Genomic DNA, 19,171 nt, shown 5'->3' on the forward strand with positions numbered 1-19,171 from the left:
GGCATGGCCGCCGTGCCCGTGGGAGAGGGAAACGGACACGGCGGCCATGCACAGGGGATCAGGCAGCGAAGTCGATCACCACGCGGCCTTCGATGGTGCCGGCGTGCATGCGCGCGAACACCTCGTTGACGTTCTCCAGGCGGTCGGTGCTGACCGTGGCGGCAACCTTGCCTTCGGCGGCGAACTGCAGCGATTCCTGCAGGTCCAGGCGGGTGCCGACGATCGAGCCGCGTACGGTGACGCCGTTGAGCACCATGCCGAAGATGTCCAACGGGAAGTTGCCCGGTGGCAGGCCGTTGAGCGAGACAGTGCCGCCGCGACGGACCATGCCCAGCGCCTGTTCGAAGGCCTTGGGCGAAACCGCGGTGACCAGCGCACCATGCGCGCCACCGATCTCCTTCTTCAGGAACGCGGCCGGATCGGTGGTGCGCGCGTTGACGGTGACCTGTGCGCCCAGGCGCCTGGCCAGGGCCAGCTTGGCGTCGTCCACATCCACTGCTGCCACGTTCAGGCCCATCGCGCGGGCGTACTGCACGGCCATGTGGCCGAGGCCGCCGATACCGGAAATGGCCACCCAATCACCGGGCTTGGTGTCGGTGACCTTCAGGCCCTTGTACACGGTGACGCCGGCGCACAGCACCGGTGCGATCTCCACGAAGCCCACTTCCTTCGGAAGCAGGCCGACATAGTTGGCATCGGCCAATGCGTACTCGGCGAAGCCGCCGTTGACCGAGTAGCCGGTATTGCGCTGCGTTTCGCACAGCGTTTCCCAGCCACCCAGGCAGTGTTCGCAATGGCCACACGCCGAGTACAACCAGGGGATGCCGACCCTGTCACCTTCCTTGATGTGCCCTACCCCGCCTCCCACGGCCACGACGTGCCCCACGCCCTCGTGGCCGGGGATGAACGGCGGGTTCGGTTTCACCGGCCAGTCGCCCTCGGCGGCGTGCAGGTCGGTGTGGCAGACGCCGCAGGCCTCGATCTTGACCAGCACCTCGCCCGCCCCCGGGCGCGGTACCACGACTTCCTCGATGACCAGCGGCTTGCCGAACTCACGGACGACGGCGGCCTTCATGGTTCTGTTCATGCGTGCTTCTCCGTAGTGCGCTTGCAGACAGGATGGCGCCGGCCCCATGCCCGCGCCTTGATCCCGATCAATCCTCAGAAGAAGCCGAGCTTCTTCGGTGCGTAGCTGACCAGCAGGTTCTTGGTCTGCTGGTAGTGGTCGAGCATCATCCGGTGGTTCTCGCGGCCGATGCCTGACTGCTTGTAGCCGCCGAACGCGGCGTGCGCCGGGTAGGCGTGATAGCAGTTGGTCCAYACSCGYCCGGCCTKGATSGCGCGKCCCAYCCGGTACAGTCGCGCGGCATCGCGGCTCCAGACGCCGGCACCCAGCCCGTACAGCGTGTCGTTGGCGATCTGCAGCGCTTCTTCTTCGGTCCTGAACGTGGTCACCGACACCACCGGCCCGAAGATCTCCTCCTGGAACACACGCATGCCGTTGTGGCCCTTGAACACGGTCGGCTGCACATAGAAGCCGCCGGCCAGGTCGCCACCGAGCGCGGCTCTGTCACCGCCAATCAGCACCTCGGCGCCTTCCTCGCGGCCGATGGCGATGTAGGACAGGATCTTCTCCAGCTGTTCGCCCGATGCCTGCGCACCCACCATGGTGTTCGGGTCCAGCGGATTGCCCTGGCGGATCGCTGCCACGCGTTCGAGCACACGCTCCATGAAGCGTTCGTAGATCGATTCCTGCACCAGTGCGCGCGACGGGCAGGTGCAGACCTCGCCCTGGTTGAAGGCGAACATGACGAAACCTTCCACCGCCTTGTCGAGGAAATCATCGTCCTCGGCCATCACGTCGGCGAAGAACAGGTTCGGCGATTTGCCGCCCAGCTCAAGCGTCACCGGAATCAGGTTCTGGCTGGCGTACTGCATGATCAGGCGGCCGGTGGAGGTTTCACCGGTGAAGGCGATCTTGGCGATGCGCGGGCTGCTGGCCAGCGGCTTGCCCGCCTCCAGGCCGAAGCCGTTGACCACGTTGASCACGCCCGGCGGCARCAGGTCGCCGATCASCTCSAWCAGCACCAKGATCGASGCCGGGGTCTGCTCGGCRGGCTTSAGCACCACGCAGTTGCCGGCSGCSAGCGCSGGMGCCAGCTTCCAGSMSGCCATCAGCAGCGGGAAGTTCCACGGGATGATCTGSCCGACCACGCCCAGCGGTTCGTGGAAATGGTAGGCCACGGTGTCGTCGTCGATCTGCGACAGGCTGCCCTCCTGCGCACGCAGGCAACCGGCGAAGTAGCGGAAGTGGTCGGCCATCAACGGCACGTCGGCGTTGAGCGTCTCGCGGATCGGCTTGCCGTTGTCCCAGGTCTCGGCGTGGGCCAGCAGTTCCAGGTTCTGTTCGATGCGATCGGCGATGCGGTTGAGCAGCAGCGCACGGTGGGCGGCCGACGTGCGGCCCCAGGCGTCCTTTGCGGCGTGCGCGGCATCGAGTGCGGCGTCGATGTCCTCGGCGTTGGAGCGGGCAACTTCAGTGAACACCTGGCCGTTCACCGGCGAGATGTTGTCGAAGTACCGGCCGCTGCGCGGGGCGATCCATTCGCCACCGATGTAGTTGCCATAGCGCGGCTTGAACAGGGAGCGCGGATCGGTGGCATGCGGGCGGGTGGACGGTACGGCGTTCATGACGGCTCCTGAGATGGACGTGGTGTTTCCACAGGCGCAAGGACGATGCCAACTGTGGCCTGCTGCGCTGCATCACGCCTTCACCGCCCGGCCGTCGGTCATCCTGTCGCGCGCCCTGCGGCAGCGCAGCAGGCGCGGTCGTTGCAGGCCGACGCGGGGTGTGCTGTTAATCGGGACAGGTCCCGCAACAACTGTCGCAATGTGCGACACAGGAGGCTGTCGGTGTCCCCGCTTGCTCCCGATCCCCGCCTGGGAAGTGCCCGGCGCAGCTTCTTCGAGCGCGGCGCTGCGCCCGTCGGCGCGGTGCCCGAGGCGATCCTGCATTCCTGGCAACGCTGCCAACGGCACGGCCTGCTGGTGGATGCGCAGCCGGCCGCCGAACCATTGACCGACAACCGCCTGCGCGAACTGCGCCAGCGCCGCGAGCGCCTGTGGCGACAGGCGCGCCCGGAGCTGGATGGACTGGCGGCGGAAATGACCCACAGCGGCAGCATCGTGCTGCTGACCGATGAAGACGGCTGGATCCTCGACGCCGAAGGCAGTGCCGGTTTCCTCGACAAGGCGGGTCGTGTCGCGCTGATGCCGGGCATGCGCTGGGACGAGGGCACGGTCGGCACCAACGCGATCGGCACCGCGCTGGTGGACGGGCGCGCGCTGCAGGTGCGTGGCGGCGAGCACTACTTCGCCCCGCACGGCATCCTCACCTGTTCGGCCGTGCCGATCCTGGATCCCTACGGGCAGTGCCTGGGTGTGCTCGATGTGTCCGGCGACGCGCGGCTGCCACATGTGCACGCGCTGGCGCTGGTGCGGCAGGCGGTAGCGCAGATCGAGCACCGCGGTTTCGCCGACGGCCTGGCCGACTGCGAGCTGCTGCGCCTGCATCATCAACCCGCGCTGCTGGGCAGTGCGCGCGAAGGCGTGCTCGGCTTCCGCGGCGGTCGCCTGGTCGCGGCCAATCGTGCCGGCCTTGCCTTGTTCGGGCTGGATCGCCAGGACATCGGCCGCACGCCGTACGAAGCGCTGTTCGAACAACCGCTGTCGCGGCTGGCAGATGACGGCGTGCTGCTTGATCGCCAGGGCCGTCGTCTGTACGGCGTGCGCGAGGCCCGTGCGTCGCGACGCAGTGTGGCTACGCCTGGACCGACCGCGCCGTTGCCGGCGAGAGCGCAGGGCCCACTGTTCGATAGCGGGCAGCAACAACAACTGGCCACCGCAGGACGCGTGCTGCAGGCCGGGTTGCCGGTGCTGCTGCAGGGCGAGACCGGCACCGGCAAGGAAGTCTTCGCGCGGGAACTGCACGCACGCAGCACGCGTGCGGGAAAGCCCTTCGTCGCGGTGAACTGCGCGGCACTGCCGGAAGGCCTGATCGAAGCAGAGCTGTTCGGCTACGAGGAGGGTGCCTTTACCGGTGCGCGCCGGCAGGGCAGCCCGGGCCTGCTGCGGCAGGCCGAGGGCGGTACGTTGTTCCTCGATGAGATCGGCGACATGCCGCTGGCGCTGCAACCGCGCCTGCTGCGCGTGCTGCAGGAACGCGAGCTGTCACCGCTGGGCGGCGGCAAGCCGGTGAAACTGGATTTCGCACTGGTCTGCGCCAGCCACTGCGAACTGCCGCAGGCGGTGGATGCCGGTCGCTTCCGTGCGGATCTGTATTACCGCATCGCCGACCACGTGGTGACCCTGGCGCCGTTGCGGCAGCACCCCGATCGCGCTGCCGTGGTGGATGCCCTGTGGCAGCAGCTGGGACAGGGCCATGCGTTGTCGTCGCAGGCCCGCGCGGCGCTGGCCGCCCATGCCTGGCCCGGCAACCTGCGCCAGCTGAGTGCCTGCCTGCGCACGCTGGCCGCACTGGCTGAGCCGGGGCAACCGGTGGGCCCGCAGCTGCTGCCCGCGGACGTACGTGCTGGCACGCCCACCGCGCCCGCAGTGCCTGCCAGCGGGGCATTGGAGGAGATCGCCGAGGCGGCCATGCGCCAGGCGCTGGCCGAGTGCCAGGGCAACGTCAGCGCGGCCGCCAAGCGGCTGGGGATCAACCGCAGCACCCTGTACCGCCGGCTGGGTACGCCACGCGGCTGAGCGGATGCGCTGGCGCCGGGTCTGTGCCCGGCTCCAGCAGGGGCCGAGGGATCAGCCCGCCAGCACCGCGGCCTCGCGTGCCAGGCGCTCGACGCTGTCCCAGTCGCGGGTCTGCATCAGCGCGGCGGTGGTCAGCCACGAACCGCCCACGCACAGCACGTTGGGCAGATGCAGGAACTGACTGGCGGTCTGCGCACTGATGCCGCCGGTCGGGCAGAAGCGCACATCGCCGAACGGGCCGTGCCACGCCGACAGCATCGCGGCACCACCGGCCTGCACCGCCGGGAAGAACTTGAAGGTGTCCAGGCCGTGTTCCAGGCCGACGATCAGCTCCGAACCGGTGGCCACGCCAGGCAGGTAGGGCAGATCGGCATCGCGCGCGGCGGCATACAGCCGTGGGGTCGCCCCGGGCGACACCGCAAAGCGGCCGCCGGCCTGTTTCACCGCCTGCATCTGCGCGGCATCGAGCACGGTGCCGGCACCAATCACCGCATCCGGCACGGCCTCGACCATCGCCTTGATGGCTTCCAGCGCGCGCGGCGTGCGCAGGGTCACCTCGATCACCGGCAGGCCGCCACGGAACAGCGCCTGCGCGACCTGTACCGCATCGTCGATGTCATCGGGGGTGAACACCGGAATCACCGGTGCCAGTTTCAGTACCGCACGAACGCGTGGATCAGCGCCGGACATCGAATCGCTCCTCGCCCACCAGGGCCAACACATCAGCTTCGCTGACGGGATTGAAATCGCCGGGAATGGAATGCTTCAGGCCCCCGGCGGCCAGGCCGAAGCGCACGGTGGCGTCGGCATCGAAGGCCGACAGGATGCCATGCAGGATGCCTGCCGCGAAGGCATCACCGCCGCCGATGCGGTCGACGATGCCCTGCAGCTGGCGTACCGGGGCCTGCGCGCGGGTGCCATCGCGGCCGAGCAGCAGCGCGCCCAGCGCATGGTGGTCCACGCTCAGCGTCTGGCGCTGGGTGCAGGCCATCCACTGCAGCTGCGGGAACGCTTCGAACGCGGCCGCTGCCGCCGCTTCCACACGCGCGACCACGTCGGCCTGTTCGAAACGCTGGCCGRGGATGACTTCGATATCGCGGTAGTCGGCGAAGACGATGTCGGCCTGCGCGAACAGTTCGTGCAGGATCGCCCGCGCATCGCCACCCCAGCGTTGCCACAGCTTCGGCCGGAAGTTGCCATCGAAGGACAYGCGCACGCCCAGTGCACGCGCAGCGCGCGCTGCGGCCAGGGTGGCCTGCGCCACGTCCGCGCCCAGCGCCGGGCTGACCCCGGACAGGTGCAGCCACTGCGCGCCCTGCAGCAGTGCGGGCCAGTCGTAGTCGGCSGCGSTGCYGYWGGCGAATGCCGARTCGGCRCGGTCGTAGACCACTTCGCTGGCCCGYTGCACCGCGCCGGTGGTSAGGAARTACAGACCCATGCGGCCTTCGGCATCTTCGCGCACGCCGCGCGTATCGACCCCATGCCGGCGCAGTTCGGCCAGCGCATGCGCGCCGAGGGCGTTGCCGGCGACGGTGCTGACCATGGCCACGTCATGTCCAAAGCGGGACAGCGAGACAGCCACGTTCGCCTCGGCACCGCCGACATGCACCTGCAGCTGCGGCGACTGCAGCAGCAGTTCGCGACCGGGCGCACCCAGGCGCAGCAGCAGTTCCCCGAAACACACGATACGACCCATTTCTGCTCCTTCACGCGTGCCGCCCGCATGTGACACTGGGCGGCGTGGTAGTGGACCACGCGTGGGGCGTGGAATTGGCTAGCGGTGTCATTTCAATCCCGCCCATCCTTGCCCTTAGCCTACCAAACTGTTGGAAGCACTGTCCTGCAAGCGTCTTGGAGACATTTCAGATCTGTTGCGGTGCAAGATGCCGGATCGGGAACGTGCTGTTAACGTCCGGCCTGACCAGCGGTGTCATCCCGCTGAAACAGCCGCGATACCAGACCTTTGGGAGAGGGGAAAGGCATGCATTCTCGGAACCATGAAAAAAAGACACCGGTTACCTTGCTCGCGTTGGCCGTCGCACTGGCCCTGGCAGGCAACGCCGGCGCGCAGCAGCAGAGCGCCAACCCGAACGCCACCGACCTGGATACGGTCACCGTCACCGGCTACCGCGCCAGCGTGGAGAAGGCGCTGGACATCAAGCGCGGCGAAGCCGGCGTGGTCGATGCCATCGTTGCCGAGGACATCGGCAAGTTCCCCGACCTGAACCTGGCCGAGTCGCTGCAGCGCATCCCGGGCGTGGTCATCACCCGCGAGGCCGGCGAAGGCCGCAACATCTCGGTGCGTGGCCTCGGCCCGGAATTCACCCGCGTGCGCATCAATGGCATGGAAGCGCTGACCACGGTCGGCGCCGGTGACCAGAGCGGCGGCACCAACCGCGGCCGTGGCTTCGACTTCAACGTGTTCGCCTCGGACCTGTTCTCGCAGCTGCTGGTGCGCAAGACCGCCTCGGCCGATGTCGAGGAAGGCTCGCTGGGCGCCACCGTCGATCTGCGCACCGCGCGTCCGTTCGACTACGACGGGTTCACCTTCGCCGCCAGTGGCCAGGCCAGCTACAACGCGATGGCCGAGAAGGCCGATCCGCGCATTGCCGCGCTGATCTCCAACACCTTCGCCGATGGCACCTTCGGCGCGCTGCTGTCGGTGGCCTATTCCGAGCGCCAGGCGCTGGAGGAAGGCTCCAACACCGGTCGCTGGGCCAACGGCCCGAGCAACGGCAACTTCGCCGCGTCCTCGCCGTTCGCCGCCGCGCGTGGCGCCGATGTGTTCCATCCGCGCTTCCCGCGCTACGTGCAGATGGAGCATGAGCAGAAGCGTCTGGGCGTGACCGGTTCGCTGCAGTGGAAGCCGAACGACGCCACCGAGATCTCGCTGGATGCGCTGTACTCGAAGATCGACGCAACGCGCGACGAGCACTACATCGAGGCGATTTCCTTCAGCCGTGGCGCCAATGCGAGCGCACGCCTGTCGGGCAAGCCGACCACCATCGTCAAGAACGGCGAGATCCGCGACAACGCACTGCTCTACGGCGAATTCGACAACGTCGACATCCGCACCGAGAACCGCCACGACGAGTGGAGCACCGAGTTCAAGCAGATCGCGCTGAACGGCCAGCACCGCTTCGGTGATGACTTCACCCTGTCCGGCAAGATCGGCATCTCGCGCTCCAAGCACGAGAACCCGGTGCAGACCACCGTCATCATGGACAAGTACGACGTCAAGGGCTACAGCTACGACTACCGCGGCAACAGCCGTGCGCCGATCCTCAACTACGGCATCGACCCGACCAATCCCAACGGCTGGGAACTGGCCGAGATCCGCCTGCGTCCGCAGTACGTGGACAACGACTTCGACACCGGCCAGATCGACTTCAACTGGAACATCAGCCCGGGCTTCCGCCTGAAGGGCGGCGTGCTGGCCAAGGACTACACGTTCAAGACCGTCGAACTGCGCCGCGCCAGCGAACTGGCCGTGCCCAACTTCGCCGGCGGCAACAAGATCGTGCCGGTGAACCTGACCGAGCAGGCCGGACTGAAGGGCATCAGCGGCAGTCCGTCGAACTGGGTCGTGCCGGACCTGGATGCGATCGCCGAACAGCTCGACATCTACAGCAACAGCGGCACCTTCGCCGTCGCCCCGCGCGCCAACAATGTGCGCAGCGTCGAAGAGAAGGACCGTGGCGCCTACCTGATGGGCGAGTTCTCCACCGAACTGGGCTCGCTGCCGTTGTCGGGCAATTTCGGCGTGCGCTACGTGCGCACCAAGCAGTCGGCCACCGGGCAGTCGACGCTGGCCAACGGCACCGTCGAAACCACGGTCAGCCGTACCTACGATGACACCCTGCCCTCGTTCAACCTGGTGGCGGAAGTCACCCCGGACTTCCTGATCCGGCTGGGTGCGGCCAAGGTGATGAGCCGTCCGGGGCTGGGCAGCCTGACCCCGGGCGCGACGGTGGCCGTGGCCGGTGGTGCACGCACCATCTCCAGCGGCAACCCGATGCTGGATCCGATCCGCGCAACCAATGTCGACCTTGGTTTCGAGTGGTACTTCGCCGAGGGCGCAATGGCCGGCATCGGCCTGTTCTACAAGGACATCGAGAGCTTCGTACAGACCACCCGCGAAGTGCGTCCGTACAGTGACAGCGGCCTGCCGGCTTCGCTGCTGGTCGGCACCGGCGCCTCGGCCACCGATGACTTCACCTACAGCAAGCCGGTCAACACCCCGGGCGGCGAACTGCACGGCGTGGAGGCCAACTACACCCAGCCCTTCACCTTCCTGCCGGGCAAGTGGGCCAACCTGGGCATGCAGTTGAACTACACCTGGGTGGAATCGAAGATCCAGTACATCAACGCGGCCGGGCAGCCGGTGATGAAGACCGACCTGACCGGCCTGTCGAAGTCGTCGTGGAACGCCACGCTGTTCTATGAGGGCGAGAAGTTCGCCGGGCGCATCTCGGCCACCAACCGCGATGACTACCTGACCCAGGCACCGGGCCAGGAAACCGGCTTCAACCTCGATGGCTACCACGGAATGACCGGTACCACGGTGTTCGATGCATCCATCCGCTACAAGATCAGCGACCAGCTGGAACTGAGCCTGGAAGGCATCAACCTGACCAACGAAGCGTCCGACGAGTGGGTGTACTCGCCGCTGACCGGTCGCCTGCCGCTGCAGTACACCGAGACCGGCCGCCAGTACCTGCTGGGGCTGCGCTACAAGTTCTGAGCAACGCCGACGGCGTGCCACCCGGCACGCCGTCGTTCGCCACGACCGCTGCTGCGCCGCAAGGTGCCGTCGCGGCGTGGCCTTGCTACGGTCCGGCGGCCCTCGCCGGCCGTCGCCCGTTGAAAGGAAACGCCTGATGCCGCACCGCTCGATCCTGTCCCGCTGCCTGTTGCTGGCGGTGGCCCTGGCTGCCGGCCCCGCGATGGCCGCCGCCGATGCGCCCACGCTGCTGTTCCATGTCGATGCCGGCAAAGGCCTTGAGGCCGTGGMGGCGCAGGGTGAGGCGGTGCCGAACTTCCGCGACAAGGTCGACATCGTCGACGACGGAGCGCGCGGCAAGGCCATCCAGTGGCAGGACGACGGCGTGCTGGCCTGGGATGCACCCGGCAACATCCTCGCCCAGCGTGGCACCCTCGCCTTCGACTGGCGCGCGCGCTACGCGGTGGGCGAAGCACCGTTCGTGATCTTCCGCGTCGGCTATGCCGACCACAGCAGCTGGGACATGGCCTGGCTGCGCATCGACTGGAACGGGCATGGTTTCGATGCGTTCGTCACCGATGCCAACCTCGCCCGCACGCGCGTGTCGTTCCGCATGGACACGCCGCCACGTGCGGACCAGTGGCTGCACCTGGCCTTCGCCTGGGACGAAGATCAGGGTGTACGCCTGTTCGTCGATGGCCGCGAGGTGGCGCGTGTGCTGGCCAGCGGCGATTACGATGCCGCGCTGGACCAGCTCGGCCTGGCCGGGCGGGTGATGGCGCCCTACCAGGTGCAGAGCCGCTACAACTTCCTGCGTGGCAGCGACTTCCAGCACATCCGCGTGTATGACCGCATGCTCGATGCTGCGGCCGTCAGTGCGCTCGCGCGCGGCAAGGCCGCCGAAAGCGCCGTTGCCAGCACTGCCGATGACCGTGCGTGGCGCCATCGCTTCGGCTGGGAAGGCGCGCCGCCACCGCCATTGACCGCAGCCAGCACGCGCATCCGCAAGATCGAATTCGACGATGCCCGCGACCTCAAGGCGTGGATGTGGAAGGCCACCGACGGCATCGCCGAGACCACCTGGCCCGGTGTCTACAACCGCTCGCGCCTCCCCGGCCGCAACGACTACTTCCAGTTGCCGGACTGGAACACGTATGTGGAAAGCGGCCAGCATCTGGACCTGACCGTGCCGGCCGGCGAGACCGTCAACCGGGTGGAGATCCGCGGCGCGGCCTTCGGCACGCTGGCCCATGGCCGCGATGCCGCGCACGCCACCCAGGTGCTGGCCACGCGTCCGCAGGGTGTGGTGCGCAGCGTGGACGACATCCCGGCACAGACCGGTGGCGTGCTGCGCTTCAGCAACGTTGAACAGGAAACGTCGATCCAGGAGATCTGGGCGTATGGCGTGAGCGAAGGTGCCGAGCCCGACGGCACGGTCAAGCAGACCTATGTCATCGACAGCCAGGCACTGCCGGACTACACCAACCTGGACACACTGCGCCGCTACATCGAAGGCCGCTACCCGGCGGCCGAACGCAGCACGGTGATGGCGCTGCCCAAGGGGGCGGGCTCGCGCCGGCGCCCGGCCGATTCGTTGCCAACGCAGCCCAAGCCCATCGTGCACGTGCTGATTCCCTCCGGCGTGGGCGATGCGCCGGCCAACCAGCCGTTGATCCGCAGCTGGGCCTACAGCTGGGAGAACATGCATGACGGCCTGGATGGCGTGGCCATCGATATTCCCGCGCTCGACCTGCCGGCCACGCACGATGGCCTGATCCCGCTGAACCTCCGCATCAAGGATCCGATCTGGCCGGCGCGCGACATGATCGATGTATCGGTCTCGGTGCAGCCGGGGCAGAAGCGCACGCTGTGGCTGGACCTGCGCGACCGCATCCTCACCGCCGACAGCCTGTGGTTGAGCATCGCCTCGGCTGCCCCCGGCTTCGACGCCAAGGCACTGGACGGTGCGCAGGTGCGGCTGGTGTTCAAGCCACGCGCCGATGCGCTCAAGGAGCATGTGGCCGACCGCTTCAACCAGGTGCGCGACAACTGGGGTTTCCTCGTGGAGGAACACACCACCTCCAAGCGCCAGCGCCTGTACGCGCGCGTCTACGCGGACCTGAGCGATCTGCTGCGCGTCGACCCGGACCACGAACTGGGCCGGTTGTACTGGAACTACATCAGCTACAACAGCCAGGGGCGACCGCCGTACACCGCGCCGGAGGTGCCCAAGGGCGTACCGGCGTGGGCCTTCCACCAGGTGCAGGACCTGGCGCAGGTGCGGCAGTTCGTCGACTGGTGGATCGATCAGCGGCAGGTGACCTACGGCGATTTCGGTGGTGGCATCTCCGATGATTCCGACCTGACCCAGCAGTGGCCCGGCCTTGCCCTGATGGGCGTGCAGCCGGACCGTCTGAATGCCTCGCTGAGCGCATTGTCCGACGCGGTSTACCGCAACGGCATGTTCAGCAATGGCCTGAGCACCATCGAGACCGACGAGCTGCATGCCTACGAGGAAGGCATCAACACCAACAGCGCGATGCTSTACCTCAACTGGGGCGAYCCGCTGACCCTGGAACGGCTGATGGAAACGGTGAAGGCGTTCGACGAGCGCATCATCCTGCGCAACCCGCAGGGCCATGTGCTGTTCTCCAGCAACTGGTTCGGTGGCAACAAGGTCTACCGCGAACCCAACTGGCAGTGGCAGAAGCCGTACTCGTTCCCGGTGCTGCACCCGGCATTCCTGCTGGGCCAGTACAACGCCGACCCGACCGGGCGCCGGCTGGTGATCGGCCTGGCCGATGGCTATCTGGCCCACGCCGGCACCGACGACAAGGGCCGCTTCACCCTGCCCAACGAGATCAACTGGGCCACGGGTGCGACCCGCGGCGGCGAACTCAACAACGGTTCCGGCAGCGGTGACACGATGCACACCTTCTGGGCGGCATGGCGCTGGACCGGTGATGCGAAGTACCTGCAGGCACTGGATTATCGCGTGCAGCGCGGCGGCCCCGGCGCGCTGGCCAACCTTGGCGAGAACTATGTAGAGGCACTTGGCCGGCAGCAGGACTGGTACCCGCTGCTGACCGCCGAGGCCGACGCCGGAAAGACCGGTTTCGCCAGCCTGATGGCATGGCAGGCCAGCGGCGAGCGGAAGTACATCGATGCGCTGCATGCCGAGGGCCTGCAGGCCAAGGCACAACGCGCGTACATGAACACCGAGGGCCATTGGTGGTCCGACCGGGTGGAAGCACCGAGCGAGTTCCTGCAGCGTGCGCGGCTGGGCGGCATCGCCCTGAAGCGCAACCAGAGCTGGCCCGGGCACACCGTCAGCTGGCGCTTCGATCGTGAGGGCGCCGCGGAACAGGTGGCACTGCTGGTGCATGCGCCCTCGCGTGAGCGCTTCACGATCACCAGCCACAACCTCGGCGCGCGCGTGATCGCCGCCGACATGACCGGCTGGAACGTGGGCAGCGGTTCCTGGCGCGTGCGCAGTGGCGTGGATGCCGATGGCGATGGCCGCATTGACGGTAGGCCGCGCGAGCGTACGGTGCAGCTGGAGACGAGTGCGTCGGTACCGATGCAGTTCCAGCCCGGTCGCACCGAAGTCTTCGAATTCGAGCGTGTGTCTGCGGGTACGCCGGTGGAAATGCGTCCGGACCTGGGCGTGGGCCGTGGCGATGTGCGGGTGGACGGGCGCCAGGTACACGTGACCGTGCACGGCCTTGGGCATGTGGCCAGCGGTGTGGGCGTGGCGATACTGGAAGATGCGCGGGGCCGCGAGATCGCACGCACCGAAGTGCCAGCGATCGCAGCACCGACCGACCTGCTGCCGAAGACGGCGGTGGTGTCGTTGCCGTTGCCAGCAGGGGATCGCGGCGGCCTGCGCGTGCGTGTTGCGCTGGCCGATGGCGGAGAGGAAGTCACGCGGCTCAACAATGTGGTGGATGTGCCGCGATGAATTCCGCGTTCCGCCGGGCATGGCCCGGCGCTACCGATGAATCGGTGGGCCACAAGCCCTGATAGCGCCGGGCCATGCCCGGCGGAACGCAATCAGGACGCCTCGGTCTCCATCGCCTTCACCCGGCGCTGGTACCAGCCGTCATCCAGCGGATCGAACACCGCGCTGCGCTCCATCACGCCCTGGTAGACGTGCACGGACACTGCCACGTCCTCGTCGCTGGCGTTGCGCAGTGTGTGGTACTCGTGCGGCGGAATCAGGCTGCCGGCGCTGCCACGGTGCCCGTACAGCGTCTCCTGCGCAGCGAAGCGGTGACGCTCGCCACGCTGTTCCAGCAGCGCGTACGGGGTCACGATCAGCTCGCCCTGCCACACGCCCTCCACGCACCACATCGCATCGTGGTCGTGCAGTGGCGTGCCCTGCCCCGGGCCCCAGCACATCGCGATCACGCTGTAGCCCAGCGTGGCGCTTCGGTACAGTTCACGGCGCGCGTAATGGCCGTCCACGGGGCGACGTACGCAGGGCGGCAGCTCGATCAGCGGATCGACGATGGCTTCACGCAGCACCCGCTGCAGCGCACCGGTGATCGCCTGCGGATCGACCAGGCAGACGGCGGCATCAATCCCTGCAATCAAGCGCTCGCGGCCGGTGAACGGCGGTGGCGTGAACATCGCTTCCATGAACCGACTCTAGCCGAGGCGGGTTAACAGAATGTTTGCACCGCGGTGTCATCACTGCGTGCCGCGCTGCACGAACGGCACTTTTGCATAGAGCGCACGCTCGCCGGCACGTGGATCGTCAACCACGCGGCTGTGCCGATCGAACACCATCGTCTGCCGTTGTGGCACGCCATAGGGAGCCCATTGCGACATTCCCGCGTGATTGGGATCGCCGGTACGCGCAAAGGCGATCAGCGCATCGCTCATCGTCGCTGCCAGTGCTCGGGCGTCTTCACCACCGCCGGTACGCGCGCCCGGCAGGCCGGCGTTGTCGAACACCAGCGGAATATCCAGCGTATGGAAGGCACGCAGGCGTCCGTCTTCCACCGGTGATGGCCAATCGAGCTGGTAGGCCCAGGTGGGTGCGGCCCCGGTTGTCTGCCGAGCGCGTGCTTCCAGTTCCTCCACCGCACCACGCCACGAGCGGCCGGCGGTGGTGGCCGCGAAGAACACCTCTGAGGGCGTGTAGTGCGGATACAGGCGTCGATATTCTGCGATCACCACCGAGGGCAGCAGATCGACGAACTGCTGCTTCTCCAGCTGCGCCGGCAGATCCTCCCAGGTGAGCGTGAAGTTGGCCGGGTCGTTGCCAAGGAACRCGCGCGTCTCATCACGGGTGTTGCCGATCACCATCGGAATCGACGCGGACTGCGCCGGTGCCTGTGGCCAGAACGGGTGCACCGGCAGCACCACCTCATCCAGTACCGGGCCGAAGTACAGCGCGCTGCTTTCCACCCGCGAGGGATCGCGGGCGCGGGTGGCGGCCAGCAGCTCGGCCGCCGGCAGTCGCAGCAACGCCTGCAGGTCGCGCGCGGCCACGGTTTCCATCGCAATCGAAGCCCGTTGCGCCGCCGCACGTGGACCGGCGGCGGTCACCTGCTGCCCGCTCATCGTCCACGCGCGCTGGAACAGGCCTTTCGCCGCGGGCATCGCCATCAGCGTGGCGATCTTGGCGCCGCCACCGGATTGCCCGAACACGGTGATGTTGCCGGCGTCGCCGCCGAACACCGCTGCATGCTCGCGCACCCACTGCAGCGCCTGCACCAGGTCGAGCTGGCCGACGTTGCCGGAGGCCGCATAGCGCGGATCGCCGAGCGCGCCCAGGTACAGGTAGCCGAAGGTGTTCAGGCGATGATTGACGGTGATCACCACCACGTCGCCGCGTCTGCACAATGCGCTGCCGTCGTACAGCGGATCGCTGCCAGAGCCGTTGTTGAAGCCACCGCCATGGATGTAGACCAGGACCGGCCGCTTGCCGCCGTCGCCCAATGCCGGCGTCCAGACGTTGAGGAACAGGCAATCTTCGCTGCCCGGCCCGTCCGCTCCGCTCTGTGGCGCAGACGCGGCGTATTCCAGGGCGTCGGCGATACCACGCCAGCCCGTCTCGCGCCGTGGCGGCTGGAAACGGTAGGCGGAGGTGTCAGCGCCATAACGCAGACCACGGAACACGTGCACGCCGTGCTCGCGCTGGCCACGCACGCGGCCGCCACGCAGGCGTGCCACCACCTGTGTGTCATCACGTGGCCCAGGCACCGCGGCGGCAGGAAGCGCTGCGAGGGTGGCCGTGGCCAGCGCCCAGCGTGCACTGTCGCGCAGGAAACGGCGGCGCTGCAGGTTGGCATCCSCCTGGTTCAATGTGCCGCCTCCGTCGCCTGCAGCCAACGTTGTGCCAGCAGCGGCCACACGGCCAGCGTTGAATCAGGCGGCATGCGCATGCCGAAGCCATGGCCGCCATGGGCGAACAGGTGCAGCTCGTGTTCGACACCCGCCTTGGCCAGTGCCTGCGCCATCACCTCGCTGTTGTGCACGTTGACCACCCGATCATCGTTGGCATGGATCAGCAGCGTTGGCGGCATGTCCGCGCGTACGTGCTGCTGCATCGAATACTGCGCGGCCAACGCCGCATCGGGCTGCTCGCCCAGCAGGCGTCCGCGTGAGCCGCTGTGTGCATGCGCGCCCATGTCGATCACCGGATACACCAGCACCGCGCGTGCGGGACGCGCGCTGAGGCGATCGATGGCATCGCGTGGCGGGTAGACCGGCGCATCGAAACCGGTGGCCAGCCGTGCGGCGACATGGCCGCCGGCGGAGAAGCCCATCACCGACACGCTGTCGGCATCCAGCCTGCGCCGTGCGGCCTGGTCGCGCACCACGCGCAGTGCGCGCTGCGCGTCGGCCAGTGCCGCCTGGCGGTCGCGGCCGGCCTGCGGCAGGCGGTAGCGCAGCACGAACAGGGTGTAGCCGGCACGGTCCACCCACTCCGGCACCAGCGCGCTGTCCTCCTTGTCGATCACCACGCGCTGGTAGCCGCCACCGGGAATCACCAGCAGCGCGCGGCCGTTGGCACGGGCCGGCGTGTGCACCAGCAGGTAGGGCGCATCGACCTGGTCGATGAAGCGATCGGGGTGGGCCGGGTCATCACTGCGCTCGACCACGCGCGCCGGCCGCGCAGTGCCCGTTTCACCGGGGACCTGCCCCGCAGGCCATAGCGGCAGCTGCTCGCCGGCAAGCTCCCGGCCCAGGTGTTCGCCTGCGCGCAACGGCACATCGGCCGCGGATGCGGGGACGGTCAGCAGCAGGCCTGACAGCAACAACAGCACACGGGAAAAACGCATGGTGGAAAGGGCTCCAACGGGGAGACAACAGAGTGGCCGAGGTCACCGGAAAGCGCTCGTGATGCGCTGCGGCTTGCACGATGACACCGGTTTACCATATACACCTCCTGCAGACGCTGTCGATGGGCAGTGCAACAACGCCAGAGGGAGACCGTTCTTGAGCAACGAACACGGCATACATGGGCAGACGCCGGCGCCGGACGATGCGGCCGCGATCGCCCACGCTTTCACCACCGCGCGCCGCGGCGGCCAGGCCCTGCCCGGCTTCCCGGGCCTTGTCCCGCCTGACCTGGTGGCTGCCTACCAGGTGCAGGATCTGGCCATTGCCAGCTGGGATGACCAGGTGGTGGGCTGGAAGGTCGGCTACATCGCCGCCGAGCGCCGCGATGCGTCCGGGGACGACCGCCTGCTGGGCCCGGTTTTCTCGCGTCAGCTGAAAAATGCTACCGGTGGAACAGTGGACATTCCRGTGTTCGTCGGCGGCTTCGGCGCGGTCGAGGCGGAGTACGTGCTGGAGCTGTTGGAGGACGCTCCCGCCGCACAGCTGCACTGGACGCCCGAGCAGGCTGAAGCGCTGCCGGCGCGCCTGTACATCGGCGTGGAAGTGGCCAGCAGCCCGCTGGCGACGATCAACGAACTCGGCCCGCGCGTGGTGGTGTCCGACTTCGGCAACAACAACGGCCTAGTGCTGGGGCCGGAGATTGCCGATTGGACTGCCCGCGACGAAACCGACCTGCGCGCCGAAACCCTGATCGAGGGCGAGGTGGTCGGCACGGGTGGTGCCACCCGGCTGCCCGGCGGCCTGCGCGCGGCATATGCGTTCGCGTTGTCCCGTTCGGCGCTGCGCGGCCGGCCGTTGCGACGGGGCGACCTGATCGCCACCGGCAATGCCACCGGCATCCATGACATCACCGTGGGGCAGACGGCGCTGGTGCGGTTTGCCGGCTTCGGCGAAATTGCCTGCAGGGCCGTGCCGGCCGGGTAACCGCCGCACGATCCGGTGAACACGCGCGGGAGGGCGCAGATGATCACACGACGACATTTCCTGGCCGGCGGCGCTGCTGCGCTGGCCACCCCGATGCTCGCGGCCTGTGGCCGCGGGCCCGCCGATGCCATCGACGGCGGCCAGCTGCTGACGGCCACCGACGTGCACGTGGCCGACTATCCCACCGTGACCGCGGTGAAGTGGATCGGCGAAACCCTGCAGCGCGAAAGCAACGGTCGCCTGCGCCTGCGGCAATACCATTCGGGCCAACTCGGTCGCGAATCGGAAGCGATCGACATGGCCCGTTTCGGCGCCATCGACATCACCCGCGTGTATGCCGGTGCGTTGAACAACGCTTTCCCGCTCACCCAGGCGCTGTGTCTGCCGTACGTGTTCGAGTCGGTGGCGCACCAGCGCGCCGCACTGGATGGCGGCATTGCCGATGCGGTGCTGCGTGGTTTCGAGAGCCGCGACCTGGTCGGCCTGGCCATCTATGATTCCGGCGCACGCTGCTTCTACAACACCAAGCATCCGATCGTGCAGCCCGGTGATCTGCACGGGCTGAAACTGCGTGTGGCGTCCTCGGACATCTTCATCCAGCTGATGCGCCTGCTCGGCGCCAACCCGACGCCGATGTCGCTGGGCGATACGTTCTCCGGCATGGAGACGCACATGATCGACGGCGCCGAGAACAACATGCGCAGTTTCCACTCCAGCCGCCACTTCGAGGCCGCGCACTACTGGTCGCAGAGCGATCACTCGTATGCGCCGGACGTGCTGTTGATGTCGCGCGCCAGTTTCGAGCGCCTGCAGCCGGCCGACCGCCAGCTGCTGTTGGAGACCGCGCGCGCCTCGGTGAAGGTGATGCGCGAGCAATGGGATGCGTCCGAAGATGCCGCGCGCCGCGCGGTGCTGGCCTCGGGCGTGAAAGCCAACGAGGTGGACCTGCCCGCCTTCCGTGCCGCCGCCCAGCCGCTGCTGCAGCAGTACCTGCAGCAACCCGAGCTGGCTGCGCTGGTCGCCCGCATCCGTGCCGCCGCCTGAGGACACTGCCATGACCGAGACGACGATTTCCACCGGACMCGGCCAACGCTTGCTGGACCGCATCGCCGACATCGCCATCCATGTTGCCGTGGCCGCGCTGCTGGGGCTGGTGGTGGTGCAGGGCTGGCAGGTGTTCGCCCGCTACGTGATCAACGATTCGCCCAGCTGGACCGAGCCGGTGACCCTGCTGCTGCTGGCCACCGCCATGAGCCTGGGCGCGGCCTGCGGCGTGCATACCAATCGCCACTTCGGCTTCTTCCTGCTGCACGGCTACATGGGCGCCGGCCTGCGCCGGGTGGTGGATGTGTTCACCCAGCTGGTGGTGGCCGTGCTGGGCGGCTTCATCGCGTTCTGGTCGGC

General features: G+C 67.8%; 13 protein-coding genes. 6 read left to right on the forward strand and 7 right to left on the reverse strand.

Going from position 1 to position 19,171, the window contains the following annotated elements:
* Positions 1-58 precede the first annotated feature (58 nt).
* The gene (gene adhP, locus AC1VAN_RS00075; protein WP_025875513.1) at positions 59-1,087 is read right to left on the reverse strand and encodes an alcohol dehydrogenase AdhP; all 1,029 of its coding nucleotides are present in this window, start codon (positions 1,085-1,087) and stop codon (positions 59-61) included.
* 74 nt (positions 1,088-1,161) lie between these two features.
* Entirely contained in the window at positions 1,162-2,691 is a 1,530-nt protein-coding gene (adh, locus tag AC1VAN_RS00080; protein ID WP_480985043.1) for an aldehyde dehydrogenase, read from the reverse strand.
* 222 nt (positions 2,692-2,913) lie between these two features.
* Between adh and AC1VAN_RS00085 the strand changes: the two genes are divergently transcribed.
* Positions 2,914-4,764 (forward strand): sigma-54-dependent Fis family transcriptional regulator, encoded by a 1,851-nt coding sequence (locus tag AC1VAN_RS00085; protein WP_442251649.1) that lies wholly within the window; start codon positions 2,914-2,916, stop codon positions 4,762-4,764.
* Positions 4,765-4,815: 51 nt separating this feature from the next.
* Here the strand turns inward: AC1VAN_RS00085 and eda are convergent, their stop codons facing one another.
* Both eda and AC1VAN_RS00095 read right to left on the reverse strand, forming a co-directional pair.
* The gene (eda, locus tag AC1VAN_RS00090) at positions 4,816-5,454 is read right to left on the reverse strand and encodes a bifunctional 4-hydroxy-2-oxoglutarate aldolase/2-dehydro-3-deoxy-phosphogluconate aldolase (protein ID WP_099844519.1); all 639 of its coding nucleotides are present in this window, start codon (positions 5,452-5,454) and stop codon (positions 4,816-4,818) included.
* Entirely contained in the window at positions 5,441-6,460 is a 1,020-nt protein-coding gene (locus tag AC1VAN_RS00095) for a sugar kinase (protein ID WP_480985044.1), read from the reverse strand. The genes eda and AC1VAN_RS00095 overlap by 14 nt, the downstream gene beginning before the upstream one ends.
* Before the next feature lie 285 nt (positions 6,461-6,745).
* On the opposite strand from AC1VAN_RS00095, the gene AC1VAN_RS00100 reads away from it, so the two are divergent.
* Together AC1VAN_RS00100 and AC1VAN_RS00105 are read left to right on the forward strand one after the other, a co-directional pair.
* On the forward strand, positions 6,746-9,508 hold the full coding sequence (locus tag AC1VAN_RS00100; protein WP_248151889.1) for a TonB-dependent receptor: 2,763 nt from the start codon (positions 6,746-6,748) through the stop codon (positions 9,506-9,508).
* Positions 9,509-9,644: 136 nt separating this feature from the next.
* The gene (locus tag AC1VAN_RS00105) at positions 9,645-13,448 is read left to right on the forward strand and encodes a LamG-like jellyroll fold domain-containing protein (protein ID WP_480985045.1); all 3,804 of its coding nucleotides are present in this window, start codon (positions 9,645-9,647) and stop codon (positions 13,446-13,448) included.
* Between the two features lie 92 nt (positions 13,449-13,540).
* Here the strand turns inward: AC1VAN_RS00105 and AC1VAN_RS00110 are convergent, their stop codons facing one another.
* The 3 genes from AC1VAN_RS00110 to AC1VAN_RS00120 are packed head-to-tail and all read right to left on the reverse strand — an operon-like array spanning position 13,541 to position 16,782.
* Positions 13,541-14,128, reverse strand: coding sequence for a cysteine dioxygenase family protein (locus AC1VAN_RS00110; protein WP_282280381.1), 588 nt, complete (start codon positions 14,126-14,128; stop codon positions 13,541-13,543).
* Positions 14,129-14,179: 51 nt separating this feature from the next.
* Positions 14,180-15,802 carry a carboxylesterase/lipase family protein gene (locus AC1VAN_RS00115; protein WP_480985046.1) on the reverse strand — a complete coding sequence of 541 codons (1,623 nt, stop codon included), beginning with the start codon at positions 15,800-15,802 and terminating at the stop codon, positions 14,180-14,182.
* Positions 15,799-16,782 carry an alpha/beta hydrolase gene (locus AC1VAN_RS00120; RefSeq protein WP_282280378.1) on the reverse strand — a complete coding sequence of 328 codons (984 nt, stop codon included), beginning with the start codon at positions 16,780-16,782 and terminating at the stop codon, positions 15,799-15,801. The genes AC1VAN_RS00115 and AC1VAN_RS00120 overlap by 4 nt, the downstream gene beginning before the upstream one ends.
* 157 nt (positions 16,783-16,939) lie before the next feature.
* Here AC1VAN_RS00120 and AC1VAN_RS00125 point away from each other — a divergent pair, with 157 nt between their 5' ends.
* The 3 genes from AC1VAN_RS00125 to AC1VAN_RS00135 form a co-directional block, all read left to right on the forward strand.
* Entirely contained in the window at positions 16,940-17,767 is an 828-nt protein-coding gene (locus AC1VAN_RS00125) for a 2-keto-4-pentenoate hydratase (protein ID WP_117309136.1), read from the forward strand.
* A 39-nt stretch (positions 17,768-17,806) separates the two neighbouring features.
* A complete protein-coding gene (locus tag AC1VAN_RS00130) occupies positions 17,807-18,811 on the forward strand; it encodes a TRAP transporter substrate-binding protein (protein WP_025875493.1) in 1,005 nt (334 codons plus the stop codon).
* 10 nt (positions 18,812-18,821) lie between these two features.
* On the forward strand, positions 18,822-19,171 hold a 350-nt coding region (locus AC1VAN_RS00135), incomplete at its 3' end, for a TRAP transporter small permease (RefSeq protein WP_480985047.1).

This window comes from Stenotrophomonas sp. 05L44_2 (genome assembly GCF_056665995.1).